Below are 25,687 nucleotides of genomic sequence, written 5' to 3'. Positions count from 1 at the left end.
CTTATCCATTTTTAGCAGAAATATGAGGTTCAATTCATATATAGCCTCATTCTCTTATCATTAAATAACCCTAATTAAAATGGAACTTGCATCAGTTTATTCAGGAAATGCGGAATCAGGCGTGGCTCCAGAATAATCGTCATGACCACCCCGTAAGCCGCTCCCCATAAATGCGCGCTGTGATTAATGTTGCTATTGCCTTTTTTGCCTGACCAGATGCTATAGGCTACATACAGCACAGCAAAAATAATTGCAGGAACCGGAATGAAGAACACAAAAATTAATTTCCAAGGTTCAAACAGGATATAGGCAAACAGCACAGCCGAGACTGCACCGGAAGCGCCGAGACTGGCCCAGCGCGCATCATTTTTATGCTTGAGGTAACTGGGCAGAATGGCTGCGATCAGACCACCGAGGTAAAACAGGATAAAACCCAGGTCATACAGATATTGACGATAAAAGCTTTCAATCACGCTGCCAAAAAAGAACAGGGTAATCATGTTGAACAAGAGATGTGTACCATCCGCATGGATAAAACCATGCGTAATAAAGCGGTCATATTGTCCACGTTGCAGTGCCGGCGGCCAGAAAATCAGGCGATTCATCACCGTCTCTTTGGAGAAAGCAATAAATGACACAATACAGGTGATCAGAATAATGGTCACGGTATGATTAAAAGGTAAATCAAGCATATAAATGATTCTAATGGTGCCTATTTGCCAATTATCATGCCATTAAAATTGAGTTAAAGTTGTACTTTTATAATAAATCCGACAATTTTAGTTGATTTTTAAAAATTACCCCGCATCTTCAGTTAAAATGGCCGCTTGAGCTTGAGGAAATTATTGTTATGTCGACTGAGAACAGCAGCACTCCAGTTGTTGGTGAAATTCCCAACTTATTGATTACACCAACAGCACAAGAGTATTTAAAGGATCTACTGGATAAACAGAACACCCCGGGTATTGGTGTGCGTGTTTTTGTAGAGCATCCGGGTACTCCTCGCGCTGAATGTTGCATGGCCTATAGTGCACCTGATGAAGTTGTACCGACAGATTATAAGCAGGAATATCCTGATTTCCCTGCTTTTATCGACTCGCCATCTATTCCGTATTTACTCGATGCCGTGATTGATTACAACAAAGACCGTTTTGGTGGTCAGTTGACTTTCCGTGCACCGAACTCCAAAGTGCCACGCGTGGGTCCAGATGCATCGGTAGAAGAGCGCATTACCTATGTCTTGCAGTCTGAAATTAACCCGGGTCTGGCAGGCCATGGCGGTAACTGTGCACTGGTCGAAGTCAAAGAAGACCCTGAAAAAGGTTTAACCGCTGTCCTTAAATTTGGTGGTGGTTGCCAGGGCTGTTCAGCGATTGATATTACTTTGAAGCAAGGTGTTGAAACCACATTAAAACAACATGTACCAGAGTTAATGCATGTCGTTGATGAAACGGATCATAGTCAGTCTGAAGGTGCGTATATGAAATAAGCTGTTCTATATAACAGTTCATTTATAGCATATAAAAAAACCTCGAACTTTCGAGGTTTTTTTATATCTGGCTTAAAATTTAGTAAATATTAATGATAATAATTATCAATAGCAATTGAATTTGAGTAGAAAGCTGTTACACTTCGCAACCGAATAAACATGATTTCTTCATAAATATTGGGGCGCGCAAGGTATGAATAAGCCATTCTTAAAAACCACTTTGGCATTTGCTGTAACTTCACTCATGACGGGTAATGCATTTGCAGTCGAAGCTGTTGTTCCACAGGCGGAAGCGACTAAACTGCAAACGATTGTGGTGACCGCAACAGGTTATGAGCAAGATTTGGCTAAAGCACCTGCTTCCATTACTGTGATTGATCGTGGAGAATTGGATAAACGTGAATATAACGACATTACTGATGTGCTGCGTAATACGCCTGGGGTCGTGGTTTCGGGTTCGGGTTCTGCACAGACCATCAGTATTCGAGGCATGAGTTCAAACTACACCTTGTTTCTGGTCGATGGTAAGCGTCAATATGGCAAGGATGTGAACCCGAATGGGGATGATGGCGGTTTTGAGAAAAATATTCTGCCACCACTTGCCGCCATCGAACGTATTGAAATTATTCGTGGTCCAGCTTCTACACTGTATGGTACGGATGCTATGGGCGGGGTAGTCAATATCATTACCAAAAAAGTGTCTGATGAATGGTCTGGCAATGTTGAATTAGGAACCATCATTCAGGACAGTAGCCGTTCAGGTGATATCAAAAATGCTTCTGCATATCTTGCGGGTCCTTTGATTGCAGACAAGCTGGGCTTGCAGCTGGCAGTCAATAAGCAGGAACGTAATGAAGACCGTTATGTGGGCGGTTTTCGTGGCACAGAACGTGAAAGCTTAAATTCACGTCTGACCTATGCCATTAATGATGATCATGATGTTCAGGTTGAAGCCAATTTTGTGCAGCAGGAATCCACGACTTCAGTCGGTAAAACGGTTGCACCCGTTCAAGGCGCTGCAGATTCATTCTCGCGTAATTACCGTAATGTTTATTCAGTAACCCATAATGGCCGTTATAGCGATAACTTGGACAGTTCATCTTATATCCAGTATGAAAATTCAAAAAATCCGGATCGTGGCAATACTGAACTCGGTACCAAAGGAATTACCTTGGATACTTGGACAGCCAACAGTCAATGGAACTTAGCCTTAGGTGATCATACGCTGTCATTCGGTGGATATCTTAAAGATGAAAAACTGGTCGATAAAGCGACTAACCGCAATCCCAATGCACCTGAATTTAGTGAATTAACGCGTTGGTCTGCTGCTGCATTCCTTGAAGATACCTGGAGCATCACGGATCGTTTCGATCTAACCGCTGGCCTGCGTTATGATCATGATGAAAACTATAGTGGCCATCTATCACCAAGACTGTATGGAGTGTACTCGGTAAATGATAATTTTGTGGTAAAAGGCGGTGTAGCCACAGGTTATAAACAGCCTGATATTCGTGCAGCAACAGATGGATTCTATAGTGTTACAGGTGGTGGTGGTTCACCATTATCAACAGGTCGTGGCATCATCCGTGCAAATCCAGACTTAGAACCAGAATCAAGTGTATCTACTGAGTTGGGTTTCAACTGGAAAAATGATTATGTCAATACATCGCTGACTGGCTTTATCACTAAATATGAAGATCGTATTACTGAAGTTCGTGCCTGTGAAACCGATACTGATGGTACTACAACAAACCGTGATAACTGGCAGAACTGGAAATGCTTCGAAAGGGATATTCCATTCTACTTCATTAGTGAACGGATCAACGTGGATGAAGCTGAAATTCGTGGTGTGGAAGCAACGGTAGAAGCTAGTCTGAATGATTACACCACATTGACTGCAAACTATACTTATACCGATTCAGAGTTTAAGTCGGGAGCTTTTAAAGGTCAGCCACTGAACCAGATGCCAGAACACATGTTTAATATTGGTGTGGATTATGAGCTAAATGATGCACTCAATGTATGGAGCCGCTTGCACCATCGTTCTGAAACCTCTGCTTACTTGAGCCGTACCTCTATGGCTCAGCCAAATCCAGGTTACCAATTTGTAGATGTCGGCTTTAACTATAAGTTCAGTCCGAATCTAACAGGTAAATTTGGTGTCTATAACCTACTGGATGAAAAAGCTGAAGATATTGATGGTGATCAACTATTGGATGGTCGTCGTTACGGTATCAGTTTGAATGCAAAATTCTAAGCAAATGACAATATAAAAAAGCCGCTTTATAGCGGCTTTTTTATTTAAATTTCAAGGATTTTTAAAGTATCTTCATGATAATAAAATTGTTCCAGATATTTTCGTGCACGTTCACGTAAATGACCCTGGGAAACCATCTGCTGGATTACCGGGCTGAGCAGATGCTGCAATTCATTCTGAATGAGAGATTCATCAATATTCAGATCACGTAATAACTGATCAAAGGTATGTTCCTGATTGCGTACATACCAGGTATGAATTCCGTCATGCACTTGCTGCTGCAGATAGTCCGTCTGGCGTATGTGATCCCAGATGTCATGACCTAAGCCGACCGTCTGATTCAGGTCCTGCAGCTCAATATAATTCTTCAAGACCGATACTGGCATGTCTTTGATTTTATGCCAGAGATTGGCCTGAAAATGATAGAGTTTTTCATCGTCAAAATGCTGGTTCAGCACATGCTCACTCATCTGGCTGAGCTTTAGAATGTTCTTTTGCAGATAACGTGCAATGGTGCTATCGAGGTTGGTATCGGTAACATTTTCCAGTACCGATTTGCCCATTTTCATAAAGCGGGAAACCCCGGGTACGCTTTTGGCAATCATGGAGTTATCCAGATAATCCTGAATGGAATGCTGGATCAATTGGGTAATCATGGCGGAAAATGCCGGATTATTCACTATGGTTTTAATCAGACGCTGCCGATGGCCACTTTTACTGGCCACATACTGGGCGATTTTGTCTACGGTCAGGACTGGGATCAGATCGGCAATCGTGGTGGAATCATTGGCCGGATGCACCAGGGCAAAACGGATATGCTCGGCAATCTGTTCAATCAGAAAGCTGCTGGCGGCAGTACCCAGAATCTGTTTTTGCAAAAGCTGGTTGATCAGTTCACAACTCCACAGCTCTTTCAGCGTCTGTTTACGTAGCCACAAATAAAATGCATGAAACTCGCTTTGAATCGTTTCAGATTGAGAAAATGCCTGATCGAGAAAATCAAGTTGAGCATCGATCAACTGCTCAATCATCGGGTGTTTCTGCATAGCATCTCTGAAACTTAATTTAAAGGAATGAGTTTATCAGCAAGCGGGTTTTTTAGGGTCTGCGTCTTGGCCAGAAAAGGCAAATAATGTTGTGCAACCTGTTTTTCTGCTTCAAGAATCGGCATATGCCCGACATTATTTAAAATCACTGGCTTCTCGGCACGTTTCAGCAGGGCATGTAGCTCTTTGACTACTTCGACATTAATGATCCGATCCTGTCTGCCCCATAAAATCAAGGTGGGTGCTTCAACCGTACGCGTCAGGCGGGCAAAGGTTTCCGGTGTATAAATCCGATTTAGCATCACCACCTGATCAATCGATTTGCTGGTTTGTTCAGCGCGTGATATCAGCAGTTTTTCCTGTGCATGTCGCAACTGATAAGGAATCACTGGCGGGTTTTGCATCAGCTGTTTGGAAACATCTTGTAGATCACCAGGCTTGCTGACGATCAGATCTTTCAACGCCTGTGGATCTTTGGTATAGGGCGTATTGCCCATTTTATACAGGCCAGCGCTATTAATTAAAAACAGGCTTTGCGTATCGAAAGGGTATTGCGAGGCATAAACTGTGGCAATCGAGCCACCCAGAGAGTGGCCAGCAATATGTAAATTCTCGTCCACATTTAAGGTTTCAATAAATAGACGCAGCTGCGAGGTCACATTGGGTACAGAAACATCAAAATTGTCCGGAACTTTGGTATCACCGTTGCTCGGCAGATCCGGAATAATGACATGATAATAGGGCGTCAGAAACTGGGCGACCCGGTTCCAGTTGTCGCGCGTGCCGGCCAGACCATGAATCAGTAGAATGGATGGTTTGTTCTTGGCACCGCCTTCGCTATAACTCCAGGTGACCTCGCCAATTTTGAGGGTTTTGGATTTGAGACCGGCAAGGCTGCGTTCCTGCAACAGATGCTGCTGCAAGACTTTGGCAGATGTTTCATTTTTCTGGCTAAACAGTATTTGAGCATGTGTCAGGCCCGGTAATGCCATGCTTAAGGCAACTACGGCTGAACAGATCATTTTCGAGCGCAATTTTATTATTTTCTTCATTGGCCATTCCCCAAAACAAACCCAGTGAGCAAATTGCTCAATCAAAATACTTCCATGTTATAAATTTGCAATTTTCATTCAAATAAAAACATTATTCTTCATTCTATTTTAAATCAATCTTTGCGCTTGTCACCCATTAGTTTTTTGCTAGGTTGCATTAAATGACTGGAAAATGTGATGTATTACGCATAAATTCCCTGCAGAAATGAAATTAGATAAATGCTAAAAATTTAATCAGCTAAGATTTTTTGCAAGTGACATTCAAAAAAACTGGCAGTAAGATATTGCAACTAAAACCATCGGTGATAGAAAAGAATGCTCACAGCTCAAGAAGCTTTAGAACGTCTTAAACAAGGTAACCAACGTTTTGTAAGCGGCGATACTTCGCATCCAAAACAACTTAGCCACCAACAGCGCGCAGAAATGGCAGAGGACCAGAATCCGTTTGCAATTGTCTTGGGGTGTTCAGATTCGCGCGTTCCAGCCGAAATGGTTTTTGATCAGGGTCTCGGCGATCTTTTCGTGATTCGTGTTGCAGGCAATATTGTTGCACCATCCCAGGTCGGCAGTGTTGAATTTGCCGCGGCACGTTATGACTGCGCGATTGTAGTTGTATTAGGTCACAGTCATTGTGGCGCAATTAAAGCCACCATTGATACTTTGATGTGTCCGGATTGTCCGCCATCGGCAAACCTGATGTCAATTGTGAACCGCGTACGTCCTTCTGTTGAAACCTTAATGCAAACTGAACTAAAAAATGACTTGGCAAAATTATCCAAGCATGCAGTACGTTCCAACGTATTTGCTTCGGTAAATCAGTTGCGTCATGGTTCAGCCGTTCTGGAAAACCTGATTGCACAAGGCAAATTAAAAGTGGTGGGCGCTGAATACTCACTGGAAACTGGTGAAGTATTGTTCTTCGATTTCTAAGCACGATTCATCTAAATACATTCTAAAATAAGTTAAAGGCGCTTTATAAAGCGCCTTTAATGTATGGATAAGCATTATTTAACAGGATCGTCTGTGCTTTGGCATTCGGATGAATCAGATCCTTTTGCATCAATGTTTTATTACCGGCGACACCTTGCATAAAGAAGGGTAATAACTTCACCTTATATTGCTGACTCACCACTTTATAATTATTTTCAAAAGCCTTGCTATAGGCCTGCCCGTAGTTAGGCGGCATTTTTATACCAAATACAATAACCTTAGCCTTGGCTTTCTGGCTCTTCTGAATCAGGCTGGCTAAATTTTTTTGAATCATTTGAGGCGGCTGTCCGCGTAAGCCATCATTGCCACCCAACTCAATGACCACAAGGTCTGGACGATGCGTTTGTAGCAATTTTGGTAGTCTGGCCAGCGCTCCACTCGTGGTTTCGCCGCTGACACTTGCATTGACCACTTTATGCTGTTTCGGATACTGTTGCTCTAAACGCTTTTGTAATAAATTTACCCAACCTTGCTGGGGCTGGATACCATAACCTGCACTTAAACTATCACCTAAAATCATAATCGTCTTTGCTGAAACCCCAAGAGGTAACAGGCACAGGCTGAGCAAAAAAAAGTAAGGCAATAGCCGAGTTTTCTGATTAAGATCTTTCATATAGGACACGTATGATTCAAAGCAGCAACGATTCGACCATCATGCCACAGGCTATTATTTCTGCCCAGAAATTGACACAAAAGATACAACTTTCACAAAAACAGCTCACCATTTTTGAGGATCTTGATCTGGAGATTCAGGCCGGGGAGCAGGTGGCAATTACCGGTCGTTCCGGTTCCGGGAAATCCACATTGCTGGGTATTCTGGCGACACTGGATCAAGCAAGTTCTGGTCAGCTTATGGTCTGTGGCGAATCAGTGTCTAACTTGAATGAAGAACAACGTGCGCTGGTACGTTTGAGAAATATCGGGTTTGTCTTTCAGTCTTTTCAGCTCTTGCCACATCTGACTGCACTTGAAAATGTGATGCTACCACTGCGCCTGCAGCCCGGCTTTAAATATGCAGACGCTGAGCAAAAAGCCTTGGCATTACTACATAAGGTCGGTCTGGATCGACAGGCGCAGCAAACGCCAAAAGTCTTGTCCGGGGGAGAACAGCAACGTGTAGCCATCGCTCGTGCACTGGTCAGTGAACCCAAAATCATTTTTGCCGATGAACCTACGGGCAATCTCGATGGTGAAACGGCCAGAGAAATTGAACAACTGCTGTTTCAACTGAACTGGGAACTGGGGACGACGTTGGTGCTGGTCACGCATGATCGCAAACTGGCGCAGCAGTGTCAGCGGCATTTTGAACTGCTGAATGGCGAGCTGATTGAACATCCGAGTGGAGGATGAAATGAATCCATTATTTCGTCCCTTACTGACTCAAAGCTTTAAAACGACCGGGATTTATCTGCTGATTATTGCCTTAACACTGGCGATCAGTGCGACCACTGCACTCAAGTTTAGTAACGAGCAGATCCAAAATGCAGTCGCCTTGCAGGCAGCAGAAATGCTGGCCGGTGATCTGGTGCTTTCAGATAATGAGCCTTTGCCGGAGCAGTGGCGTGATCAGGCCAAGCAGCTGGATCTAAAGCAGTCAGAAGTCACTTTCTTTAGCAGTATGGCTTATACCGATGCACAGTTCGTCATGGTCAATGTCAAAGCCATTGATCAGGCTTTTCCTTTGCGTGGTGAACTGCGGGTGCAACCGGCAAAAAAATCGATTCAGTCTGGTGAAATCTGGCTCAGTCCACGAGCCATGGATCTGCTCAAAGTCAAATTGGGGGATCAGCTCAATATTGCCGATGCAGCATTCAAAGTCACCGCCAAGATTGAACAGGACTCCAATCAGGAGCTTGGATTTTCCGGCTTTTCGCCGACCGTGATTATCTCCCAGGCAGATGTGGCACGAACCAATGCCATTCAGGTGGGTAGCCGGATTGAATATCGCCTACTTATGGCTGGCCGTCCGGACGATACCCAACAATATGAAGCCTTGTTCAAGCAGCAGGTCAAATCAGCAAACGGCTCGGCTGAAACACCAGAGGAAGTGCAAGGGCAGGAGTTTGAGGAGCAAAGCAGTCTCAGGTTGCGCAATGCCAGTGAAGGCAATACCCGCTTGATGAAGCCGATTGCTAATCTGGACACTTTCCTGCAACTGGCCAATATTCTGACCATTCTGTTATGCGGTATTGCTATAGCCTTAACCGCGCAGCGCTATGTGCAGCAGAATCAGGATCATATTGCTTTGATGCGTTGTATCGGTGCCACCAAGCAGCAGATTCTGTCGGCTTATCTGGCTTTACTCGGGATGGTGCTGTTGATTGCGATGCTAATTGGTACCGTGGTCGGGATCAGTCTGGGTTATGGCCTGTTACAGTTGATGTTGCAGCTGATTCCAAATTTACAGATTGAATTTTCCGCTATCGCAATGTTGCTTGGACCATTGCCGGTCGCGATGCTGACCAGTGCCGTAGTGCTACTCGGTTTTGTCATGCCAAGCTTGTTGCAACTGCTAAATACGCCACCAATTCGGGTCATTCGCCAGCAGGAAAAATCAATGCAATCCATGCTGTGGATGCTGCTGACCGGAACGCTAAGCCTGATTATTTTTAGTGTGATTTTGACTGAAAACTTGCTGCTGACCGCTTGGGTGATTGGCGCGATTATCGTGTTATGTGCATTGCTGTATCTGACAGTATGGGGGGTGTTGAAACTACTGCGTAATATGAAGCTGAATCTGTCAGCCTATGTACGTACACCTTCTCAGACCGCCTTGCAGATTACGGCTTTAGCCTTAGGTCTGAGCCTGATTACGGTACTGGCAGTATTGCGTACCGATCTGCTAGATCGTTGGCAGCAACAGTTACCGGAAGGTACGCCGAACCAGTTTGTTTATGGTTTACCGCCTTTTGAGATGCCAGCCCTGAAAGCCCAACTTGAGCAGAATGGCTGGAAAAGCACACCACTGTATCCGAATATTCGCGGGCGTCTGGTCGCCAAAAATGATCAGCCTTTTGCCGAGGAACTGGTGAAAAGTAGCAATACTTTAAGACGTGAACTGAATCTGACCCAGTCAAACCGCTATCCTCAAGATAATGTGATTGTTAGTGGTGATGCGGTATTAAAACAAGTTGGTACCGTATCGGTCGAAGCCAATACTGCCGAAGAGCTAGGGATCAAGATTGGAGATAAGCTCAGTTTCAGTCTGCCTGAAGGCATACTGGAAGCTAAAGTCGTTAATCTAAGAACCGTCGAGTGGGAAAGTTTTAGTCCCAACTTCTTCTTTATCTTTGCACCCAATACCATGGATGCCAATGCCGGCAGTTATCTGGGCAGTTTTTATGTCCCGGAGGCAGATAAAGGCAAGCTGGTGTCTGTGATCCAGCAATTTTCCAACACGGTCTTTATTGATGTCAGCCTGATTCTGGAAGAGATCAAACGCATTGTGAATGTACTAGTGCAAATCGTGACCATTCTGGCAGTACTGGTCAGCATTTCCGGTTTTCTGGTGCTAATGGCCTGTCTGAACCTGTTGATGGATGAACGCAAACGTGAAGTGGCTTTGCTCCGATCATTCGGTAGTTCCAAGCAGAAACTGAAAACCATGATGAGTCTGGAAATTGGCTTTATTGGACTGTTTGCTGGAATTGTTTCCTGCCTGTTTGCCGAAGTGATCAGCGCGATTGCCAGCTATAAAATGGATTTAATGATTCAGCCGCATTGGGAAATCTGGATTATCCTGCCGATCTTTATGACCGCTTTATGTGCGCTGATTGGCCGTTATCGCCTGAGTTATCTGTCGGATATTCCACCCTTACAAAGCTTGCGCGAGATGAATCAATAAGATTCATCTCCGTGGTTTTAAACTGGCTGAGAGTTAAAGTTTTAATTGCTGTTGCATCATTTCCAGAATCTCTTGCCACAGTGGGCGAATGGGTTCGAGTAAGGCCAAGTTATGTTGATAAAGCAGCACACAAAGGCCGAAACCGACAAGCAGGGCGATCAGATTGAACAGGTGGCTACGCTGCATTTTTTGACCGATGTACCATAACAAGGTGAGAAAAGCCCCCATCAGCATGCCGCCAATATGTGCGGCATTGTTGATTCCGCTGATCATAAAGCCCAGCGCGAGATTTAGACCCATCACCATCACCAGGGTTTTTTTATCCAGGATAAAACGTTGCTGTGGCAGCATCGGCAATAAGGCCAATACCGTGAGTGAGGCACCGAGTCCCATCACGGCACCAGATGCTCCGGCACTGACTGCAGGCAATAAATCGGGGTTGGCTACACCGCCTTCGATCAGGCGATAGCTGTCCTGAATGTTCATATAGCCACTGAGCAGGCTGCCCATTAATCCGGCACACATATACAGGCCAATAAAATACATCCGGCCAAACAGTTGTTCGGCAACACTACCAAAAATATACAAGGCCCACATATTCAACATCAGGTGAATCAGGCCAAAATGAAAAAACATGCTGCTAAACAAGCGCATGGGTTCCGCTAAATAGGTTAAAGGTGCATAATCTGCACCCCAGAGAATAGCGTCTCGGGTACTCGGCTGGCTAACATCCATGCCATTAATGGCTTGCCAGCCAAATAATCCAACATTGATCCCGATTAAAATGGCGGTGATCCACCAGAGATGCATTTCAAGTTTGCGATGTTCGACAGGGGGAGAGTATTCAGACATGCTATTTTTTTGCTGTGATTGTATATTTCGAATAAGCTTAACACGAAAAATTAAATTTTCAGGAGTAACGCACTGACATGAAAGCCTTTCTGATCCGCACGATGCTCGTCATCGTCAGTGTGATTCTACTGGTTCAATTGTGGATCTTTGCCAGTCTGGCCTGGTGGCGAACCAATCCGGTGAATACCACCATGATGATGCGGATTGATTACTGGACAGAACCTTCCAAAGCGATTCAGCATCAGTGGCGTCCCTATGACGAAATCAGTCTGAATCTGAAACGTGCCATCGTCACTGCAGAAGATGGAAAATTTATTCATCACCATGGTTTTGACTGGGACGGGATTCAAACTGCGCTGAATAAAAACAGAAATCAGGGCCGTGTAGTGGCCGGTGGTTCGACAATCTCCCAACAATTGGCGAAAAACCTGTTCCTCGTCAACAAGCGTTCATTTGTGCGTAAAGGTCAGGAGGCGGTCGCGACCTGGATGATGGAACGCATGTGGTCGAAAGAACGGATTCTGGAAGTCTATTTAAACTCGATCGAGTTCGGGGACAATATTTACGGCGTTGAAGCGGCGGCCAAACATTATTTTGGTAAAACCGCGCAAAGCCTGACCCGGGATCAAGCCATCTTTCTGGCGGCCATTCTCACCAATCCGAAATACTTCCAGGATCATCGCAATTCCTCTGCATTAAATGCACGTAAACGGATGATTCAGCGCTATATGCGTTATGCAGAATTACCTTAATTGATGATTTGAAGAGAAAGCCCAATTATTTGGGCTTTTTTTTATGAAATTGTCATCAATTTGAAGCATACTTGAAGCGATAAGCACAATTTTAAATCCGCATAGGTTTGATATGAATACGGCAGCCAGCACAACTTCAGCACAGCCCGAATATACATATAATGATCGTTATATTAATCGTGAACTGTCTATCCTTGACTTCCATTTACGCGTCCTGGAACAGGCTGTCGATCCTTTACATCCATTGCTCGAACGCATGAATTTCCTGTTGATTTTCTCGCGTAATCTGGACGAGTTTTTTGAAATCCGGGTCGCAGGAATGATGGAGCAGCTGGATTTGGATAATGAAAGCCGGAGTCCGGATGGTCTGACTCCAAAGCAGGCTTTAGAACAGATTTCTAAAACCGCACATGCCGCCATTGAACGTCAATACCGTATTTTAAATGAAGAAATTTTGCCAAAACTGCGTGAGGAAGATATTTGCTTCTTGCGCCGTGGTGAGCTGACTCCGGCACAATCTGCCTGGGTGAAAAAATATTTTCAGGAGCAGGTGGCGCCGGTTCTCACGCCGATCAGCCTAGACCCAGCGCATCCATTCCCGCGGCTGGTGAATAAATCACTGAACTTTATTGTCACACTGGAAGGAAAAGATGCCTTTGGTCGTCAGATTGATCTGGCTGTGGTACCTGCACCGCGTTCTCTGCCACGCGTAGTACGTTTACCGGATGATCTGACCGATGGAAAAGAACACCATGTGATGCTGTCGGCGATTATTCATGAGCATGTGTCTGATCTGTTCCCGGGGATGACAGCGACCGGCTGTTATCAGTTCCGTGTTACCCGAAATGCTGATTTGGCCTTGAATGAAGATGTGGAAGACCTGGCCAAAGCACTCAAAGGCGAACTCAGTTCACGCCGTTTTGGTCGTGCGGTACGCCTGGAAGTGACAGAAAATTGTCCGCAGCATATTTATGAATATCTGCTGAATGAATTTGATCTGGACGATGAGCAGCTTTATAAAGTCGCCGGCCCGGTCAATCTGGCACGTTTGCTATCTAACTTTAAGCGTCCACATTTACGTTATGACTCGCATACGCCGATCATTCCCAAAGTACTGAAAAAATCTGAAAATATTTTTAGTGCGATGCAGAAACAGGATATTTTGCTGCATCATCCATTTGAATCTTTTGCGCCGGTGATTTCATTATTACGTGAAGCGGCACGCGATCCGCAAGTGCTGGCGATCAAGCAAACCTTGTACCGTAGTGGACCAGATTCTGAAATTGTGCAGGTGCTGGCTGAAGCTGCCCGTAATGGTAAGGAAGTCACGGCAGTGATTGAATTGCGTGCGCGTTTCGATGAGGAATCCAATATTGAAGTCGCCAATGTACTGCAAGAAGCGGGTGCGGTCGTGGTCTACGGCATTGTCGGTTACAAGACTCACGCCAAGATGATTCTGGTGGTGCGCCGGGAAAATAACAAATTGGTGCGCTATGTGCATCTGGGCACCGGTAATTATCATGCCGGCAATGCGCGAATCTATACCGATTATGGTCTGTTAACGACGGATAAAGATCTGTGTGAAGATGTGCATCGTATTTTCCAGGAACTGACCGGTATGGGGAAAATGGCCAAGCTGAAAAAGTTGCTGCATGCGCCGTTTACCTTACATGCCCAGTTACTGAACTATATCGATAATGAAATTGCCTTTGCCCAGGCAGGTAAGCCGGCGCAGATCATCGTCAAAGTCAATGCCCTGACCGAAATGCAATTGATTAACAAACTCTATGAAGCCTCTCAGGCCGGAGTACAGATTGACCTGATTATTCGGTCGATTTGCAGTTTGCGTCCGGGTTTGCCGGGTCTGTCGGAAAATATCCGGGTGCGTTCAATTGTCGGACGTTTCCTGGAACATACCCGCGTGTATTATTTCAGCAATAATGGAAATTCACGTATTTATTGTTCAAGTGCAGACTGGATGGATCGTAACCTGTTTAATCGGGTCGAGGCCTGTTTCCCGGTCGAAGATGAAGCCTTGAAAAAACGCATCTATCAACAAGGTCTGTTGAATTACCTGAAAGACAACCAGCAATCCTGGTTATTGCAAGGTGATGGTACCTGGCTGCGGGCACAGCCAAAAGAAGGTGAAAAACCACATAATGCACAACGTATTCTGTTAGAGCTGTTTAAATAAGTTTAAGTATTTAAAGAGGCTGAATATTCAGCCTCTTTTTTATTTCGAACATACAATTGAACTGTTTAAGCTGAGTCTGATCAGTTTTCGATAGATGTGTTTGACCTGACTATACATCTGATAATCTTTCATCTGAAGCTGGTTTTGTCGTTCGGTTTGCGATTTATGCTGACTCATTACTTGTAATAACTGTAATTCAGCGAAGTTGAGACAGGCTTTAACGCTGGGCTGGTGCAGGAGATAGTCTGCCAATTCAGTATGAATGTAGGCTCCACCGCGCAAGACAGTTTTTAGACTATCAGCGAACTGGGGTAATGAATCATGATGCTGCATATAGCTATCTGCGCCGGACAGCAAGGCTGAATAGATCAGTGCTGTGGAATGAGTATTGAGTATGGCAATAACGGGCGTATCTAGGCTTTGCTGTTTCAGCGGACGGATCACACTGATCTCTGAAGTTGTTGCTGCATGATAAAGAATCAGATTAGGCAGATGTTCAGTAATCATGGATTGTGCGGACAGCATATTGTCCGCATACAGCAGCATATCTGGCTGATAGCCGAGTTGCTGTAGCACGGTCTGGATTTTTGACAGGTCGAGTCCAGTCGGTGAACGAATCACTAAAACCGGTGCAGGCAAAAGGCTAGCCAATAAAACGCGATCCTGTAGATGCGATAGAGAGCTATACTGTGAATCAGGCAGATGCAAATGCCTATCCCAAAGAATAGTGATTTAGCTGAAATGTAGAGATTCTAAGTTTCTAGGCGGACTGGATGCATTCAATTCAAGATATAAAAAAGGAGCAACATGTGCTCCTTTTTATTATCTATAGATCAGGCAGCATCGTGCTGAGTGATTTTCTGGAAAATCTGTAATAGCACATCAAACTCGCTTTGCAGCGGTGTGCTTTTACGGGTTACCAATGCCAGGGTACGACTTGGGGCTGAATCGATCGCTTTTACCTGAATCTCAGGATTGCCTTTAATCATATTGGTATGGATCGCAATTTCAGGCAGCAGGGTAAAGCCCAGATTTGCAGACACCATTTCGATTAAAGTCGGCAGTGAGCTGGCTTTTAAACGGTGATCATTTTTACGCTCACCAATCGGGCAGGCACTCAAGGCATGATCACGCAGGCAATGACCTTCTTCAAGTAACATCAGGCGAGACAGATCCAGATCTTCTAAAGAGTTTGCTTGTGCAGCATGCTGATCAGATTTTTGGTAAACCAGATACAGATTTTCTTTGGCAATTTCAGCAACTTTCAGACCGCGGGTATCGAAAGGCAATGCCAAAGCCACCATATCCAGGTTGCCATGTTCCAGCTTTTCTACAATCTTTTCACTTTGCGCTTCATGCAGATGCAACTGGATTTTTGGTAATTGCTTATGTACTTCATCCAGAAGCTGGGACAATAGGAAAGGTGCAATTGTTGGAATGACGCCGAGATGTAGATCACCGGTTAGGGGTTCACTCATCTCACGACTTAAACGCATTAGGTCCTGAGCATCGGCCAGTAGAACACGTGCGCGTGCAACCACTTGTTCACCAAGAGGCGTTAAACGAACATTCTGGCGGTCGCGTTCAACAAGTACGCCACCGAGTAAACGCTCCAGCTCCATGATGCCGCCAGACAAGGTAGACTGGGTGACAAAGGAGCGGCGAGCAGCTTCTGTAAAATGTAGCGTCTCTGACAGTGTTACGAGGTATGACAGCTGTCTTAGGGATGGTAATGCAGCCATAGTGTCCTAATGTTTATGATTTAAAATGATCAGCAAATAATTCGCTAAGATATGGAATAAAATGCGGTGGGATATCATGCCCCATTCCATCAATTAATTCAAATTTAGCCCCTGAAATTGCTTTCGCAACGGCCTTGCCATGGCTAGGAGGCAGCAATCGATCTCGAGAACCATGGACCACCAGGGTTTCTTGTTTGATTTGCTTGTCCAGTTGCAGCAATGAGCCTGTACATAATATTGCTAAAAACTGTTGAAGTACACCAGCAGGATAGTAACTTCGCTTATATAATTTACGGGCGGTCTGCACCGCTTCCAGATGATTCACATAACCTGGCGAGCCGATGATCTTGAACAGTTTCAAACTATGATCAACAATGCCATCTTCATCTGTTGAAGCCGGTTTGTCAATCAAACTAAAGAGTTGCTTTGGAAAGGGCGGTGGCAACATCGGCTGGTTATTACTGGTAAACAGTAAGCCCAGTTTTTTGACTTTGTCCGGATAACGCGCTGCCAGAATCTGGGCAATCATACCGCCCATCGAAGCACCCAGCACATAGACTTGTTCCAGCTGCATTTTTTCAATCAGCAGACTGACATCTTCAGCCATATCATACAGATCATAAGGTGCACCCTGATTACCCAGACCCAGCACAAACCGGCTCATCATTTTCAGGGTATTCAGGCGCGGACCTTTGTGATGAACTTTTGAAGACAGGCCAATATCACGGTTATCAAAACGGATGATGTGATAGTCATTGTCAATCAGTGACTTGCAGAAAAAGTCAGGCCAGTACAGCATTTGCCCACCCAGACCCATAATTAGCAAAATGGTGGGATGTTCCGGATTTCCACCAACCTCGACATGTAGCTGGATCCCATTGCCAAGATCAACCTTGGTTTCATGCATGAACGAGGTATAAGGGGAAAGATTAAACTGTGCTGCGCTGTACATAGTCGCTGTCCTAATTAAAGGATATTTCGTTTAAAAAATATCCGTGCTATTAAACCTCTAAACCGCAGCAGGAATCAAGTCAGGAACCTGCTTGGTCAAGGTCAGACGCTGTTTGGCTGCAGTGGCGCCCGAAAAGCACGAAACCGCGTAAGGTGCCGTTAGCATCGAATGCTTTAGCCAGCATGCCATCATCAAATTCTTCAGTTTCCCAGATGACATCCACATCAACCGGAGCAGGCAATACCGTTAAAGGTGCAGCAGGCGTTTTAACTGCCACTGGCATAGCCGGATAATGTACAGCAGTATGTTCGCCATTTAAGGTTTTTGCCAAAGCGCGGGCTTGTTGCATGATCGGCATGACATAAGGCAATAAGGTGCCATTGACCTCGGCACAGTCGCCCACCGCATAGATATCAGCCTGGTTGGTTTCCAGTTGTGCAGTGGTTAACACTCCGCGACTGGTATGTACGTCTGCCTGTTTCGCCAAAGAAATATTTGGCTGTAAGCCCACCGCAGACAACACCACATCAGCGACCAAAGACTGACCGTTGGCCAGCGTGACCAGATAATCACCATTGTCCGCACAAGAGACTTTTTCGACTGTTGTGCCCAAGACAAAGTGAATGCCGGTTTCTTCAAGATTCTTCTGGAATGCAGTAGCAACATGTTCTGGCAATAAGCGGCCAAGTGGCTGAGGGGCTAAATCAATGACTGTAACATGATGATCGGTATTTTGTAGGTCGTTGGCAAATTCACAGCCAATCAGGCCTGCACCTAAAATTACTACACGTTTGTCTTCACGTGCTGCCAGATTGTTACGGAAAGCTTTATAGTCACTCAAATTGTTGACGACATGAATGTCATCGCTGGCATCACCGGCAATCGCCAGACGTACTGGATTGGCACCGATGGCTAATACTAGTTTGCTATAATGTTGCGTACTTTCCTGACCATCTTTTTCCAAAACCAGTTGATGATCTTCCGGATGAATCGCCTTAACCCAGGTATGCTGTTCAATGCGCATATTCAGCTGTGCCGACATTTTAGCTGCATCGCCTAGTGGAATTTGTTCAGGTGCTTTATTGCCGGCCAGAGCATTGGAAAGCGTCGGTTTGGCATAATTGACCGCATCATCCGCACAGATCATCAGCAATTCATGTTCTGGATTAAGTTTACGAAATTCACGTGCTACGGCATAACCCGCCATACCTGAACCAATAATGACGATAGGATGCATAGTTGTTTCCATATGGTAGAGCTCCATGCTGTATAAATGGTAGAAGGGCATAAAAAAAGACCATATGGATATGGCCTTTAACTGGACGTGATTAGACTTCGATCATTTCGAAATCGACTTTAGATACGCCGCAATCCGGACAGGTCCAGTCATCCGGGATATCTTCCCATTTGGTGCCTGCCACGATCCCGTCTTGAGGCCAACCTTCTGCCTCGTCATAAATCCATCCACATACGATGCATTGAAACTTTCTCATGTAACTCTCCAAAACTGAGCAACTGTAGGCGTCAGCTTAAAATCCATAAAAGGCAAGACTCTAAAAGAATATGACTTTTTAACAGTGAACATATTTGGCTAAATTTTTACGCAGTTCTATTCATAAAGTAAAGTGAATAAAAGCTTAATCAGCGAAATTAGCAGCAGAATAGACGACACATTCCTCATTTATCTAAAAATCACGCCAATCAGCTTTTCTGGCGTAGGCGGTTAAAGGATAAAAAGCTGACGATGGCAAAAATGAGTGTTTATCTTGTGGGATAGACCAAAGTCGTGCAGTAAAAACTTGAGTTTTTAGGTAATTTAAAATCAGTAAAGTCCGGATTAAATATTTTTAAAATAAATCAATATAATAAAATCAATATCTTGTAATTAAACGTCGGGTTTTTATTAGGCAGCTTGGCTTGTCCGCTCTACTCAAATAGGTTTAAAATTCCCATATTCCTTTTCTTTTTTTAAGATCTCCCATGAGCAATTTGTCTACTTCTTTGTGGTCTCACATTCGTACGGTCCAAGATTTTCCAAAACCAGGAATTTGCTTCTTTGATTTGACCCCACTTTTCATGAGCAATATTGGTCCATTGACTGACGCTTTGATTGCCAGCATTCCTGCTGACAAACTGGCAGAAGTAGAAAGCTTTATTGCGGTTGAAGCGCGTGGTTTTGTGTTGGCAAGCTTGTTGGCACAACGTACAGGCAAAGGCTTATTGTTGGTGCGTAAAGCAGGTAAATTGCCACCTCCAGTGGTCGGTGTGGGTTATAGCCTGGAATATGGTCTGGATCGTTTAGAAATGTCTGCGGAAGTTCAGTCCCAGAAAGTAATTATTGTGGATGATGTTCTGGCAAGTGGCGGAACCTTAAAAGCAGTGAATGAACTGGCTCAAAAATGTCAACATGAAGTACTTGGTGCAAGTATCTTCCTTGATCTTCCTGACCTGCATGCTGAATTAGGCCTGGATATCTGGTCAGTGCTGGATGACAAATCTCAGCCTGAAGCGGCAGTTGCTTAAGTTATACATTTAAAAAAAGCCCCAAAATTGTGGGGCTTTTTTATTGCCTGATAAAATGATCTTCAATTTCCTGAATCAGTGTATTAATTTGCTCAGGATGTTCCAGACGATGATGGCCGCCATCAACTGCCTGAATTTGCATATAGTCTTCAAGTTGTGTCTGAACCGCATGCATATCCAGAATTTCATCGCCCAGCTCCAGATAGGCAAACTGAGGAATATCATGCTGTAAATCGTGATGCCCAATCGGCGGATAATCATCGCGGAAGTTAGGCTGCAAAATGGGATTGGCCACTACACATGGAATTTGATACGCTTGTGACATTTTCAGTGCCCAATAACCGCCAAGACTGTGGCCGACCAGAATATCCGGTTTGATGGTTTCAATCATCTCATGATAAAACTCGGTGACCGAACTATAACTCAGATTTCGATAATCGACATCGATACAGTATTTATGTACCACATCAATGGCATGGAACTTGGTGGATTCTCTGGAGGAATCTAAGCCATGTAAAAACAAAATCTTAGACATAGTTCATTACTCATTTTTATGGGACATGCCATATTGGTTATTTGTTGATTGGCACATCATCTTCAATCTGAGCGTCATTGTAGAACGTCTGGGTGTACAAGGCAGTTAGCTATTGGTCTAAGCCACAATTTTGCAGTGCAATGATTTTGTATAACCCCTGTCTGATTTAAACTTTAATCCCAACTGAGAGCAGCGGGGTGCTGCAAAAGGTTGAAGAAAGGGAATTTAAAAGAGTGACAGAAGGGCTCAACCGAATGGTGTAAATAGCAGGATAGTGGATTTTTCCAAAGAAAAGCCGGTTCCTGAGAGTCTTTACGCTACGATTTGAGAAGGATTTCTGCTATTCTATGCAACTTCTATTTTTTAACTAATCTTATTCGAGGCAGAGATGACGCAAACTAACGCTCAATCGACTTCTGAACAAATCATTTCCGAAAACGATTTAATTGCACAGCGTCATGCCAAGTTAAAGCAAATCGAAGCTCAGGCAAAAGAAACAGGTAAGAGCCCATGGCCGAATACCTTTAAGCGTGAGCATTATGCCCAGGATTTACAAGACCAGTTCGCTGATAAATCTAAAGAAGAAATTGAAGCAGGCGAAAAGGTCTACGTCAAAGTTGCCGGTCGTGTGATGTTGAACCGCGGTTCATTTATCGTGATCCAGGACATGACAGGTCGTATCCAGCTTTATGTGGCGCGTAAAGAACTCGCTGCAGATGTACTGGCCACTATTAAAGGTCTGGACCTTGGCGATATCATCGCAGTTGAAGGTTATATCGGCCGTTCGGGTAAAGGCGATTTGTATGTACACATCGAACATTTTGAATTACTGACCAAATCATTACGTCCACTGCCAGACAAGTTCCATGGTCTGAACGATACTGAAGTGAAGTATCGTAAACGTTATCTTGATCTGATTGTTAACGAAGAAACGCGTAAAACTTTTGAGATTCGTGCCAAAGTTGTGGCGGGTATCCGTGCCTTCCTGACTGAAAAGCGCTATATGGAAGTTGAAACGCCAATGATGCATGTGATTCCAGGTGGTGCATCGGCACGTCCTTTCGAAACACATCACAATGCACTGGATATGTCATTGTTCTTGCGTATTGCGCCAGAGCTTTACTTAAAGCGTTTGGTGGTCGGCGGTTTTGAACGTGTGTTTGAAATTAACCGTAACTTCCGTAATGAAGGTGTTTCTACGCGTCATAACCCTGAATTCACCATGATTGAATTCTACCAGGCGTATGCAGATTACAAAGATCTGATGGAATTGACCGAGCAAATGCTGGAGCGTCTGGCGATTGATATCTTGGGTACGACTGATGTGCCTTATGGTGATGAAGTGTATAGCTTCAAAGGTCCATTCAAGAAAATTTCAATGTTTGATGCAATTCTGGAAAATAACCCGCAATTTACTCCTGAAAATGTCAATGACCGTGAGTTCCTGGCAAAATTCCTTCAGGAAGAATTGAAAGAGCAGGTGAAGCCAGGTTTTGGTCTGGGCAAACTGCAAACCATGGTATTTGAAGAAACCGTAGAAACCAAATTGCGTCAGCCGACGTTCATTACAGAATATCCAGCGGAAACCTCTCCATTGGCACGCCGTAATGATCATAATCCACACATTACCGACCGTTTTGAATTCTTCATTGGGGGTCGTGAGTTGGCCAATGGCTTCTCGGAGTTAAATGATCCAATCGATCAGGCTGAGCGTTTCCAGGCACAGGTTGCTGAAAAAGATGCTGGTGATGATGAAGCCATGCACTACGATGCAGACTTTGTAGAAGCATTGGAATACGGTCTTCCTCCAACTGCAGGTGAGGGTATTGGTATTGATCGTCTGGTGATGATCTTTGCAAATGCAGCAAGTATCCGCGATGTGATTTTGTTCCCGCATATGCGTCATAAAAATGCTTAAATGCTGAATTTGAAAAACCCGCTCTGGCGGGTTTTTTTATGCTTGAAATAAAATATATTCAAAAATTAAAGACAAAAAAAACGCAATGATTGGGGTTGTCATTGCGTAGAAAAAGGAACGTTTTTTCAAACTACTTCAAAATTAACTGTGGAGAGAGTTAAATCTGATTCCTTACTGAATACAATCATAATAGGATGCATTCTCATATGACTCATCAGTATTCATGTTAATACATGTTAAATAAGGTTAAAACTATGAAGATTATGTGGGGATATTTGCATCATTTTTGCGCAATTTTAACTTAAACAAAAAAGCTCTTCATCAGAAGAGCTTTTAAGAGCAATTTTTTCTAATTAAAAATGGAATACACCGAGGCCAGATTTAACTTCATCCAGTGTCGCTTGGGTAATATCGCGACATTTATCCGTACCGGTTTTCAGGATATCCATGATGTAATCGGGATCTTTAGCCAGTTCAATACGACGCTCACGAATTGGGCCGATCAATTCTTTTAAAATACTTTCCAGACGTTTTTTCACTGTACCATCGCCTAAACCACCACGACGATAATGGGCTTTGAGCTCTTCCAGCTCTTCTTTATTTGGGTCAAAGGCATCTAGATAAGTAAATACCACATTGCCTTCGACCTGACCTGGATCTTCAATACGCAGATGATTCGGATCGGTATACATTGCATTGACGGCTTTCTTAATATCTTTATCTGTCGCATCCAGCACAATGGTATTGCCCAAAGATTTCGACATTTTTGCTTTACCATCAAAACCAGGTAGGCGACCAACATTGGAAAGAAGTGCCTTACATTCTGGTAGCAGGTCATGACCAATTTGACGGTTTAAACGACGCACGATTTCGTTGGTCTGTTCGATCATTGGAATCTGATCTTCACCCACAGGAACAACCGTTGCCTTGAATGCTGTAATGTCAGCAGCTTGAGCCACCGGGTAGCACAAGAAACCGGCTGGAATATCACGCTCAAAACCACGCATCTGGATTTCAGATTTAATGGTCGGGTTACGCTCAAGACGTGAAACAGTCACGAAATTGAGATATAGCATGGTCAGTTCGTTTAAGGCAGGTAAACATGACTGAACACAAATCGTGGTTTTAGTTGGATCAATACCGACAGCCAGATAATCCGTCGCCACTTCAATAATGTTACGACGTACTTTTTCAAAGTTATCGGCATTGTCAGTTAAGGCTTGCGCATCAGCGAGTAACAGGTGTTGATGGTGAGAATCTTGCAGACCTACACGAGAGCGTAATGAACCCACAAAGTGGCCGAGGTGGAGTTGTCCGGTAGGACGGTCGCCCGTCAAGATCACTGGACGATTATCTTGATTACTCATTATCTATTCCAAAGGGTAGTCAGTACTACAGCTGTATTTTAGCGAATGGCAACATTGTACGGCATTCTGTTTTTGATTGTCAGCCAGAAAAAAAGCTGTCGTAAAAAAATCTTATAAATTAAACAAGTGAATACAATATTTTTAACAATTTTGATTAAACTAGATGGAAAGAAGCTAAGGATAATAAGTATGGCGAGCAGTTTATTACTATTATTAGATGATATTGCTACAGTCCTGGATGATGTCGCTGTCATGAGCAAAATGGCAGCAAAAAAAACGGCAGGCGTTCTCGGTGATGATCTGGCTTTAAATGCGCAGCAAGTGACAGGTGTGCGGGCTGATCGTGAATTGCCGGTGGTCTGGAAAGTTGCCAAAGGTTCTTTTGTCAATAAACTGATTTTGGTACCGCTGGCATTATTAATCAGCTTTATTGCAGGCTGGCTGATTAATCCCTTGTTGGTACTGGGTGGTTTGTTTTTGTGTTATGAAGGCGTGGAAAAAATTATTCATACCTTGCATACACCGAAGGCCAAGGATGCTGAACAGGCGCGTGAGCAATTGATCCATACGGAAATGGATTTGCACCAGTTTGAGAATGAAAAAGTCAAAGGCGCCATCCGCACTGACTTTATCCTGTCTGCTGAAATTATTGTGATTACCTTGGGAACAGTCGCCGCAGCTTCGATGCTGACCAAAGTGACCGTTTTAAGCCTGATCGCGGTGGTCATGACCATTGGTGTTTATGGTTTTGTTGCGCTGATTGTCAAACTGGATGATATCGGTCTGCATCTGACTGAACAGCAGTCCGATTTTAAACAAAAAATAGGACGTGGCTTGTTGGCATTTGCTCCGGTCCTGATGAAAATTCTCTCCATTGTTGGAACCGCTGCAATGTTTCTGGTGGGCGGTGGAATTATTAACCATGCTATTCCTTTTATTCATCACTTTACTGAAGACAGTGTGGCTTATGTGCAGGATATTCCCAGCATTGGCAACATTGTGGGTGCTGTTACGCCGACCTTGATTAATTTCGCTGTAGGAATTTTAGCGGGTCTGCTGGTCATGCTGGTCATCAGCCTGATTAAGAAAATCTGGCCTAAATCATCAAAAGCTTAAGGTGTGGAAATATCTGGATATTAAGCAGATTAAGAAAAGGAAAAGACTATGCGTTGGAAAGGTCGTCGTGTCAGTAGCAATGTAGAAGACCGTCGCGGTGGTGGTGCCAAAGCTGGCGGAATCAGTATTGTTGGATTGATTGTGGCCTTTGTGGCCTGGAAGTTTTTCGGTGTCGATCCACAACAGGCTTATCAAACCACCAAGCAGGTCACTCAGGGGGTATCGGGTGCGGCAGAAACACGTGGCCTGGAAAATCCCACGCCAGAACAGCAGGAGTCGATTGATTTTGTTGGAACTGTATTGGCAGATACTGAAGATACCTGGAATCAGGTGTTTCAGCAGCAGTTAAATCAGCAGTATGTCCCACCGAAACTGGTGTTGTTTAACGGCATCGTGAATTCTGGTTGTGGTACGGCTCAGGCGGCGATGGGGCCTTTCTACTGCCCGACAGACCAGAAAGTGTATATCGATACGGCATTCTTTAAAGATATGCGCACTCAAATGGGCATTACTGGAGAACAGAATGCCACCGAACTTTCCCGTAATGATCAGGCGGGGGATTTTGCGCTGGCCTATGTCGTGGCCCATGAAGTGGGGCATCATATCCAGACGATTTTAGGTATTTCTTCTCAAGTACAGCAAGCACGTCAGCAAGCAAGCGAAGTGCAAAGTAATCAGCTTTCAGTGCGTCAGGAATTGCAGGCAGACTGTCTGGCCGGTGTCTGGGCTTACCATAATCATGAACGTACCCAATTTTTGGAACAGGGTGATGTGCAGGAAGCGATGGATGCCGCCCATAAAATTGGCGATGACTATTTACAGAAACGTGCTCGCGGACAGGTGGTGCCGGACAGCTTTACTCATGGCAGCAGCGCGCAGCGGGTACAATGGTTTAATACCGGCTTGAAATCCGGTCAGGTTGCGAATTGTGATACCTTCAATCAAAATATTTAAATGACTTCGATAAAAAAAAGGAGCAGATGCCACTGCTGTCCCATAGTTTGCTTTAAATAAAAAAACCTGAGTCCTAACAGTTAAAATATGAGTGCAAACAAACA

At 44.3% G+C, this 25,687-nt stretch carries 22 protein-coding genes and 1 pseudogene; 11 read left to right on the top strand and 12 right to left on the bottom strand.

Going from position 1 to position 25,687, the window contains the following annotated elements:
- Positions 1–74: 74 nt before the first annotated feature.
- Positions 75–692 carry a rhomboid family intramembrane serine protease gene (locus ACO1B7_RS02990; RefSeq protein WP_004279399.1) on the bottom strand — a complete coding sequence of 206 codons (618 nt, stop codon included), beginning with the start codon at positions 690–692 and terminating at the stop codon, positions 75–77.
- Between the two features lie 158 nt (positions 693–850).
- Between ACO1B7_RS02990 and nfuA the strand changes: the two genes are divergently transcribed.
- Positions 851–1,489, top strand: a complete 639-nt coding sequence (gene nfuA, locus ACO1B7_RS02985; protein WP_004279400.1) for a Fe-S biogenesis protein NfuA — start codon at positions 851–853, stop codon at positions 1,487–1,489.
- A gap of 193 nt (positions 1,490–1,682) precedes the next feature.
- Positions 1,683–3,746, top strand: coding sequence for a TonB-dependent receptor domain-containing protein (locus ACO1B7_RS02980; RefSeq protein WP_164543164.1), 2,064 nt, complete (start codon positions 1,683–1,685; stop codon positions 3,744–3,746).
- Between the two features lie 44 nt (positions 3,747–3,790).
- Here ACO1B7_RS02980 and ACO1B7_RS02975 read toward each other — a convergent pair whose 3' ends face one another.
- Both ACO1B7_RS02975 and ACO1B7_RS02970 read right to left on the bottom strand, forming a co-directional pair.
- Positions 3,791–4,792 carry a hypothetical protein gene (locus tag ACO1B7_RS02975; RefSeq protein WP_004279402.1) on the bottom strand — a complete coding sequence of 334 codons (1,002 nt, stop codon included), beginning with the start codon at positions 4,790–4,792 and terminating at the stop codon, positions 3,791–3,793.
- 14 nt (positions 4,793–4,806) lie between these two features.
- Positions 4,807–5,844 (bottom strand): alpha/beta fold hydrolase, encoded by a 1,038-nt coding sequence (locus tag ACO1B7_RS02970; RefSeq protein WP_005246980.1) that lies wholly within the window; start codon positions 5,842–5,844, stop codon positions 4,807–4,809.
- Positions 5,845–6,159: 315 nt separating this feature from the next.
- Between ACO1B7_RS02970 and ACO1B7_RS02965 the strand changes: the two genes are divergently transcribed.
- Positions 6,160–6,774, top strand: a complete 615-nt coding sequence (locus ACO1B7_RS02965; RefSeq protein WP_004279404.1) for a carbonic anhydrase — start codon at positions 6,160–6,162, stop codon at positions 6,772–6,774.
- A 43-nt stretch (positions 6,775–6,817) separates the two neighbouring features.
- Here the strand turns inward: ACO1B7_RS02965 and ACO1B7_RS02960 are convergent, their stop codons facing one another.
- The gene (locus ACO1B7_RS02960) at positions 6,818–7,447 is read right to left on the bottom strand and encodes an arylesterase (RefSeq protein ID WP_039902048.1); all 630 of its coding nucleotides are present in this window, start codon (positions 7,445–7,447) and stop codon (positions 6,818–6,820) included.
- Positions 7,448–7,458: 11 nt separating this feature from the next.
- On the opposite strand from ACO1B7_RS02960, the gene ACO1B7_RS02955 reads away from it, so the two are divergent.
- Both ACO1B7_RS02955 and ACO1B7_RS02950 read left to right on the top strand, forming a co-directional pair.
- A complete protein-coding gene (locus tag ACO1B7_RS02955; RefSeq protein ID WP_004279406.1) occupies positions 7,459–8,184 on the top strand; it encodes an ABC transporter ATP-binding protein in 726 nt (241 codons plus the stop codon).
- Between the two features lies 1 nt (position 8,185).
- Positions 8,186–10,678 carry an ABC transporter permease gene (locus tag ACO1B7_RS02950; RefSeq protein WP_004279407.1) on the top strand — a complete coding sequence of 831 codons (2,493 nt, stop codon included), beginning with the start codon at positions 8,186–8,188 and terminating at the stop codon, positions 10,676–10,678.
- A 33-nt stretch (positions 10,679–10,711) separates the two neighbouring features.
- Here ACO1B7_RS02950 and ACO1B7_RS02945 read toward each other — a convergent pair whose 3' ends face one another.
- Positions 10,712–11,530, bottom strand: coding sequence for a rhomboid family intramembrane serine protease (locus tag ACO1B7_RS02945; protein WP_004279408.1), 819 nt, complete (start codon positions 11,528–11,530; stop codon positions 10,712–10,714).
- Between the two features lie 77 nt (positions 11,531–11,607).
- On the opposite strand from ACO1B7_RS02945, the gene mtgA reads away from it, so the two are divergent.
- A complete protein-coding gene (gene mtgA, locus ACO1B7_RS02940) occupies positions 11,608–12,282 on the top strand; it encodes a monofunctional biosynthetic peptidoglycan transglycosylase (RefSeq protein WP_004279409.1) in 675 nt (224 codons plus the stop codon).
- 112 nt (positions 12,283–12,394) lie between these two features.
- A complete protein-coding gene (ppk1, locus tag ACO1B7_RS02935; RefSeq protein ID WP_423089803.1) occupies positions 12,395–14,476 on the top strand; it encodes a polyphosphate kinase 1 in 2,082 nt (693 codons plus the stop codon).
- Positions 14,477–14,515: 39 nt separating this feature from the next.
- Here the strand turns inward: ppk1 and ACO1B7_RS02930 are convergent, their stop codons facing one another.
- The 5 genes and pseudogenes from ACO1B7_RS02930 to rubA all read right to left on the bottom strand — a co-directional run bounded on the left by ACO1B7_RS02930 (position 14,516) and on the right by rubA (position 18,663).
- A complete protein-coding gene (locus tag ACO1B7_RS02930) occupies positions 14,516–15,127 on the bottom strand; it encodes a response regulator (RefSeq protein ID WP_039902034.1) in 612 nt (203 codons plus the stop codon).
- Between the two features lie 182 nt (positions 15,128–15,309).
- Complete coding sequence (gene oxyR, locus ACO1B7_RS02925) at positions 15,310–16,218, bottom strand: LysR family transcriptional regulator OxyR (RefSeq protein ID WP_004279412.1); 909 nt, start codon at positions 16,216–16,218, stop codon at positions 15,310–15,312.
- 13 nt (positions 16,219–16,231) lie between these two features.
- Positions 16,232–17,170, bottom strand: a complete 939-nt coding sequence (gene estB, locus ACO1B7_RS02920) for an esterase EstB (RefSeq protein WP_004279413.1) — start codon at positions 17,168–17,170, stop codon at positions 16,232–16,234.
- A gap of 57 nt (positions 17,171–17,227) precedes the next feature.
- Positions 17,228–18,407 (bottom strand): annotated as a pseudogene (gene rubB, locus ACO1B7_RS02915) (rubredoxin reductase RubB).
- A 91-nt stretch (positions 18,408–18,498) separates the two neighbouring features.
- Entirely contained in the window at positions 18,499–18,663 is a 165-nt protein-coding gene (rubA, locus tag ACO1B7_RS02910) for a rubredoxin RubA (protein WP_004279415.1), read from the bottom strand.
- A 487-nt stretch (positions 18,664–19,150) separates the two neighbouring features.
- Between rubA and ACO1B7_RS02905 the strand changes: the two genes are divergently transcribed.
- Positions 19,151–19,693 carry an adenine phosphoribosyltransferase gene (locus tag ACO1B7_RS02905; RefSeq protein WP_004279416.1) on the top strand — a complete coding sequence of 181 codons (543 nt, stop codon included), beginning with the start codon at positions 19,151–19,153 and terminating at the stop codon, positions 19,691–19,693.
- Positions 19,694–19,733: 40 nt separating this feature from the next.
- On the opposite strand, the gene ACO1B7_RS02900 is transcribed toward ACO1B7_RS02905, so the two are convergent.
- Complete coding sequence (locus ACO1B7_RS02900; RefSeq protein ID WP_004279417.1) at positions 19,734–20,228, bottom strand: YqiA/YcfP family alpha/beta fold hydrolase; 495 nt, start codon at positions 20,226–20,228, stop codon at positions 19,734–19,736.
- A 388-nt stretch (positions 20,229–20,616) separates the two neighbouring features.
- Between ACO1B7_RS02900 and lysS the strand changes: the two genes are divergently transcribed.
- Positions 20,617–22,146 carry a lysine--tRNA ligase gene (gene lysS, locus ACO1B7_RS02895; RefSeq protein ID WP_004279418.1) on the top strand — a complete coding sequence of 510 codons (1,530 nt, stop codon included), beginning with the start codon at positions 20,617–20,619 and terminating at the stop codon, positions 22,144–22,146.
- 353 nt (positions 22,147–22,499) lie between these two features.
- Here lysS and trpS read toward each other — a convergent pair whose 3' ends face one another.
- Positions 22,500–23,513 (bottom strand): tryptophan--tRNA ligase, encoded by a 1,014-nt coding sequence (gene trpS / locus ACO1B7_RS02890; protein WP_004279419.1) that lies wholly within the window; start codon positions 23,511–23,513, stop codon positions 22,500–22,502.
- A gap of 189 nt (positions 23,514–23,702) precedes the next feature.
- On the opposite strand from trpS, the gene ACO1B7_RS02885 reads away from it, so the two are divergent.
- Positions 23,703–24,629 carry a DUF808 domain-containing protein gene (locus ACO1B7_RS02885; protein WP_004279420.1) on the top strand — a complete coding sequence of 309 codons (927 nt, stop codon included), beginning with the start codon at positions 23,703–23,705 and terminating at the stop codon, positions 24,627–24,629.
- A gap of 48 nt (positions 24,630–24,677) precedes the next feature.
- On the top strand, positions 24,678–25,583 hold the full coding sequence (ypfJ, locus tag ACO1B7_RS02880) for a KPN_02809 family neutral zinc metallopeptidase (protein ID WP_004279421.1): 906 nt from the start codon (positions 24,678–24,680) through the stop codon (positions 25,581–25,583).
- Positions 25,584–25,687 lie beyond the last annotated feature (104 nt).

It is taken from the genome of Acinetobacter lwoffii, from assembly GCF_049367455.1.
Classification (GTDB): domain Bacteria; phylum Pseudomonadota; class Gammaproteobacteria; order Pseudomonadales; family Moraxellaceae; genus Acinetobacter; species Acinetobacter lwoffii_W.
The sequence above is the reverse complement of the archived record's forward strand: the minus strand, read 5'-3'. Positions and strand labels throughout refer to the sequence as shown.

Excerpts from the sequence above, each read along its gene's own strand:
- oxyR (WP_004279412.1), bottom strand. The coding sequence starts at position 16,218 with ATGGCTGCATTACCATCCCTAAGACAGCTGTCATACCTCGTAACACTG.
- ACO1B7_RS02990 (WP_004279399.1), bottom strand. The coding sequence starts at position 692 with ATGCTTGATTTACCTTTTAATCATACCGTGACCATTATTCTGATCACC.
- ACO1B7_RS02965 (WP_004279404.1), top strand. The coding sequence starts at position 6,160 with ATGCTCACAGCTCAAGAAGCTTTAGAACGTCTTAAACAAGGTAACCAA.
- ppk1 (WP_423089803.1), top strand. The coding sequence starts at position 12,395 with ATGAATACGGCAGCCAGCACAACTTCAGCACAGCCCGAATATACATAT.
- ACO1B7_RS02970 (WP_005246980.1), bottom strand. The coding sequence starts at position 5,844 with ATGAAGAAAATAATAAAATTGCGCTCGAAAATGATCTGTTCAGCCGTA.
- ACO1B7_RS02955 (WP_004279406.1), top strand. The coding sequence starts at position 7,459 with ATGATTCAAAGCAGCAACGATTCGACCATCATGCCACAGGCTATTATT.
- ypfJ (WP_004279421.1), top strand. The coding sequence starts at position 24,678 with ATGCGTTGGAAAGGTCGTCGTGTCAGTAGCAATGTAGAAGACCGTCGC.
- lysS (WP_004279418.1), top strand. The coding sequence starts at position 20,617 with ATGACGCAAACTAACGCTCAATCGACTTCTGAACAAATCATTTCCGAA.
- ACO1B7_RS02900 (WP_004279417.1), bottom strand. The coding sequence starts at position 20,228 with ATGTCTAAGATTTTGTTTTTACATGGCTTAGATTCCTCCAGAGAATCC.
- estB (WP_004279413.1), bottom strand. The coding sequence starts at position 17,170 with ATGTACAGCGCAGCACAGTTTAATCTTTCCCCTTATACCTCGTTCATG.
- ACO1B7_RS02905 (WP_004279416.1), top strand. The coding sequence starts at position 19,151 with ATGAGCAATTTGTCTACTTCTTTGTGGTCTCACATTCGTACGGTCCAA.
- ACO1B7_RS02960 (WP_039902048.1), bottom strand. The coding sequence starts at position 7,447 with ATGAAAGATCTTAATCAGAAAACTCGGCTATTGCCTTACTTTTTTTTG.
- ACO1B7_RS02980 (WP_164543164.1), top strand. The coding sequence starts at position 1,683 with ATGAATAAGCCATTCTTAAAAACCACTTTGGCATTTGCTGTAACTTCA.
- nfuA (WP_004279400.1), top strand. The coding sequence starts at position 851 with ATGTCGACTGAGAACAGCAGCACTCCAGTTGTTGGTGAAATTCCCAAC.
- trpS (WP_004279419.1), bottom strand. The coding sequence starts at position 23,513 with ATGAGTAATCAAGATAATCGTCCAGTGATCTTGACGGGCGACCGTCCT.
- ACO1B7_RS02945 (WP_004279408.1), bottom strand. The coding sequence starts at position 11,530 with ATGTCTGAATACTCTCCCCCTGTCGAACATCGCAAACTTGAAATGCAT.
- ACO1B7_RS02950 (WP_004279407.1), top strand. The coding sequence starts at position 8,186 with ATGAATCCATTATTTCGTCCCTTACTGACTCAAAGCTTTAAAACGACC.
- rubA (WP_004279415.1), bottom strand. The coding sequence starts at position 18,663 with ATGAGAAAGTTTCAATGCATCGTATGTGGATGGATTTATGACGAGGCA.
- ACO1B7_RS02975 (WP_004279402.1), bottom strand. The coding sequence starts at position 4,792 with ATGCAGAAACACCCGATGATTGAGCAGTTGATCGATGCTCAACTTGAT.
- ACO1B7_RS02885 (WP_004279420.1), top strand. The coding sequence starts at position 23,703 with ATGGCGAGCAGTTTATTACTATTATTAGATGATATTGCTACAGTCCTG.
- mtgA (WP_004279409.1), top strand. The coding sequence starts at position 11,608 with ATGAAAGCCTTTCTGATCCGCACGATGCTCGTCATCGTCAGTGTGATT.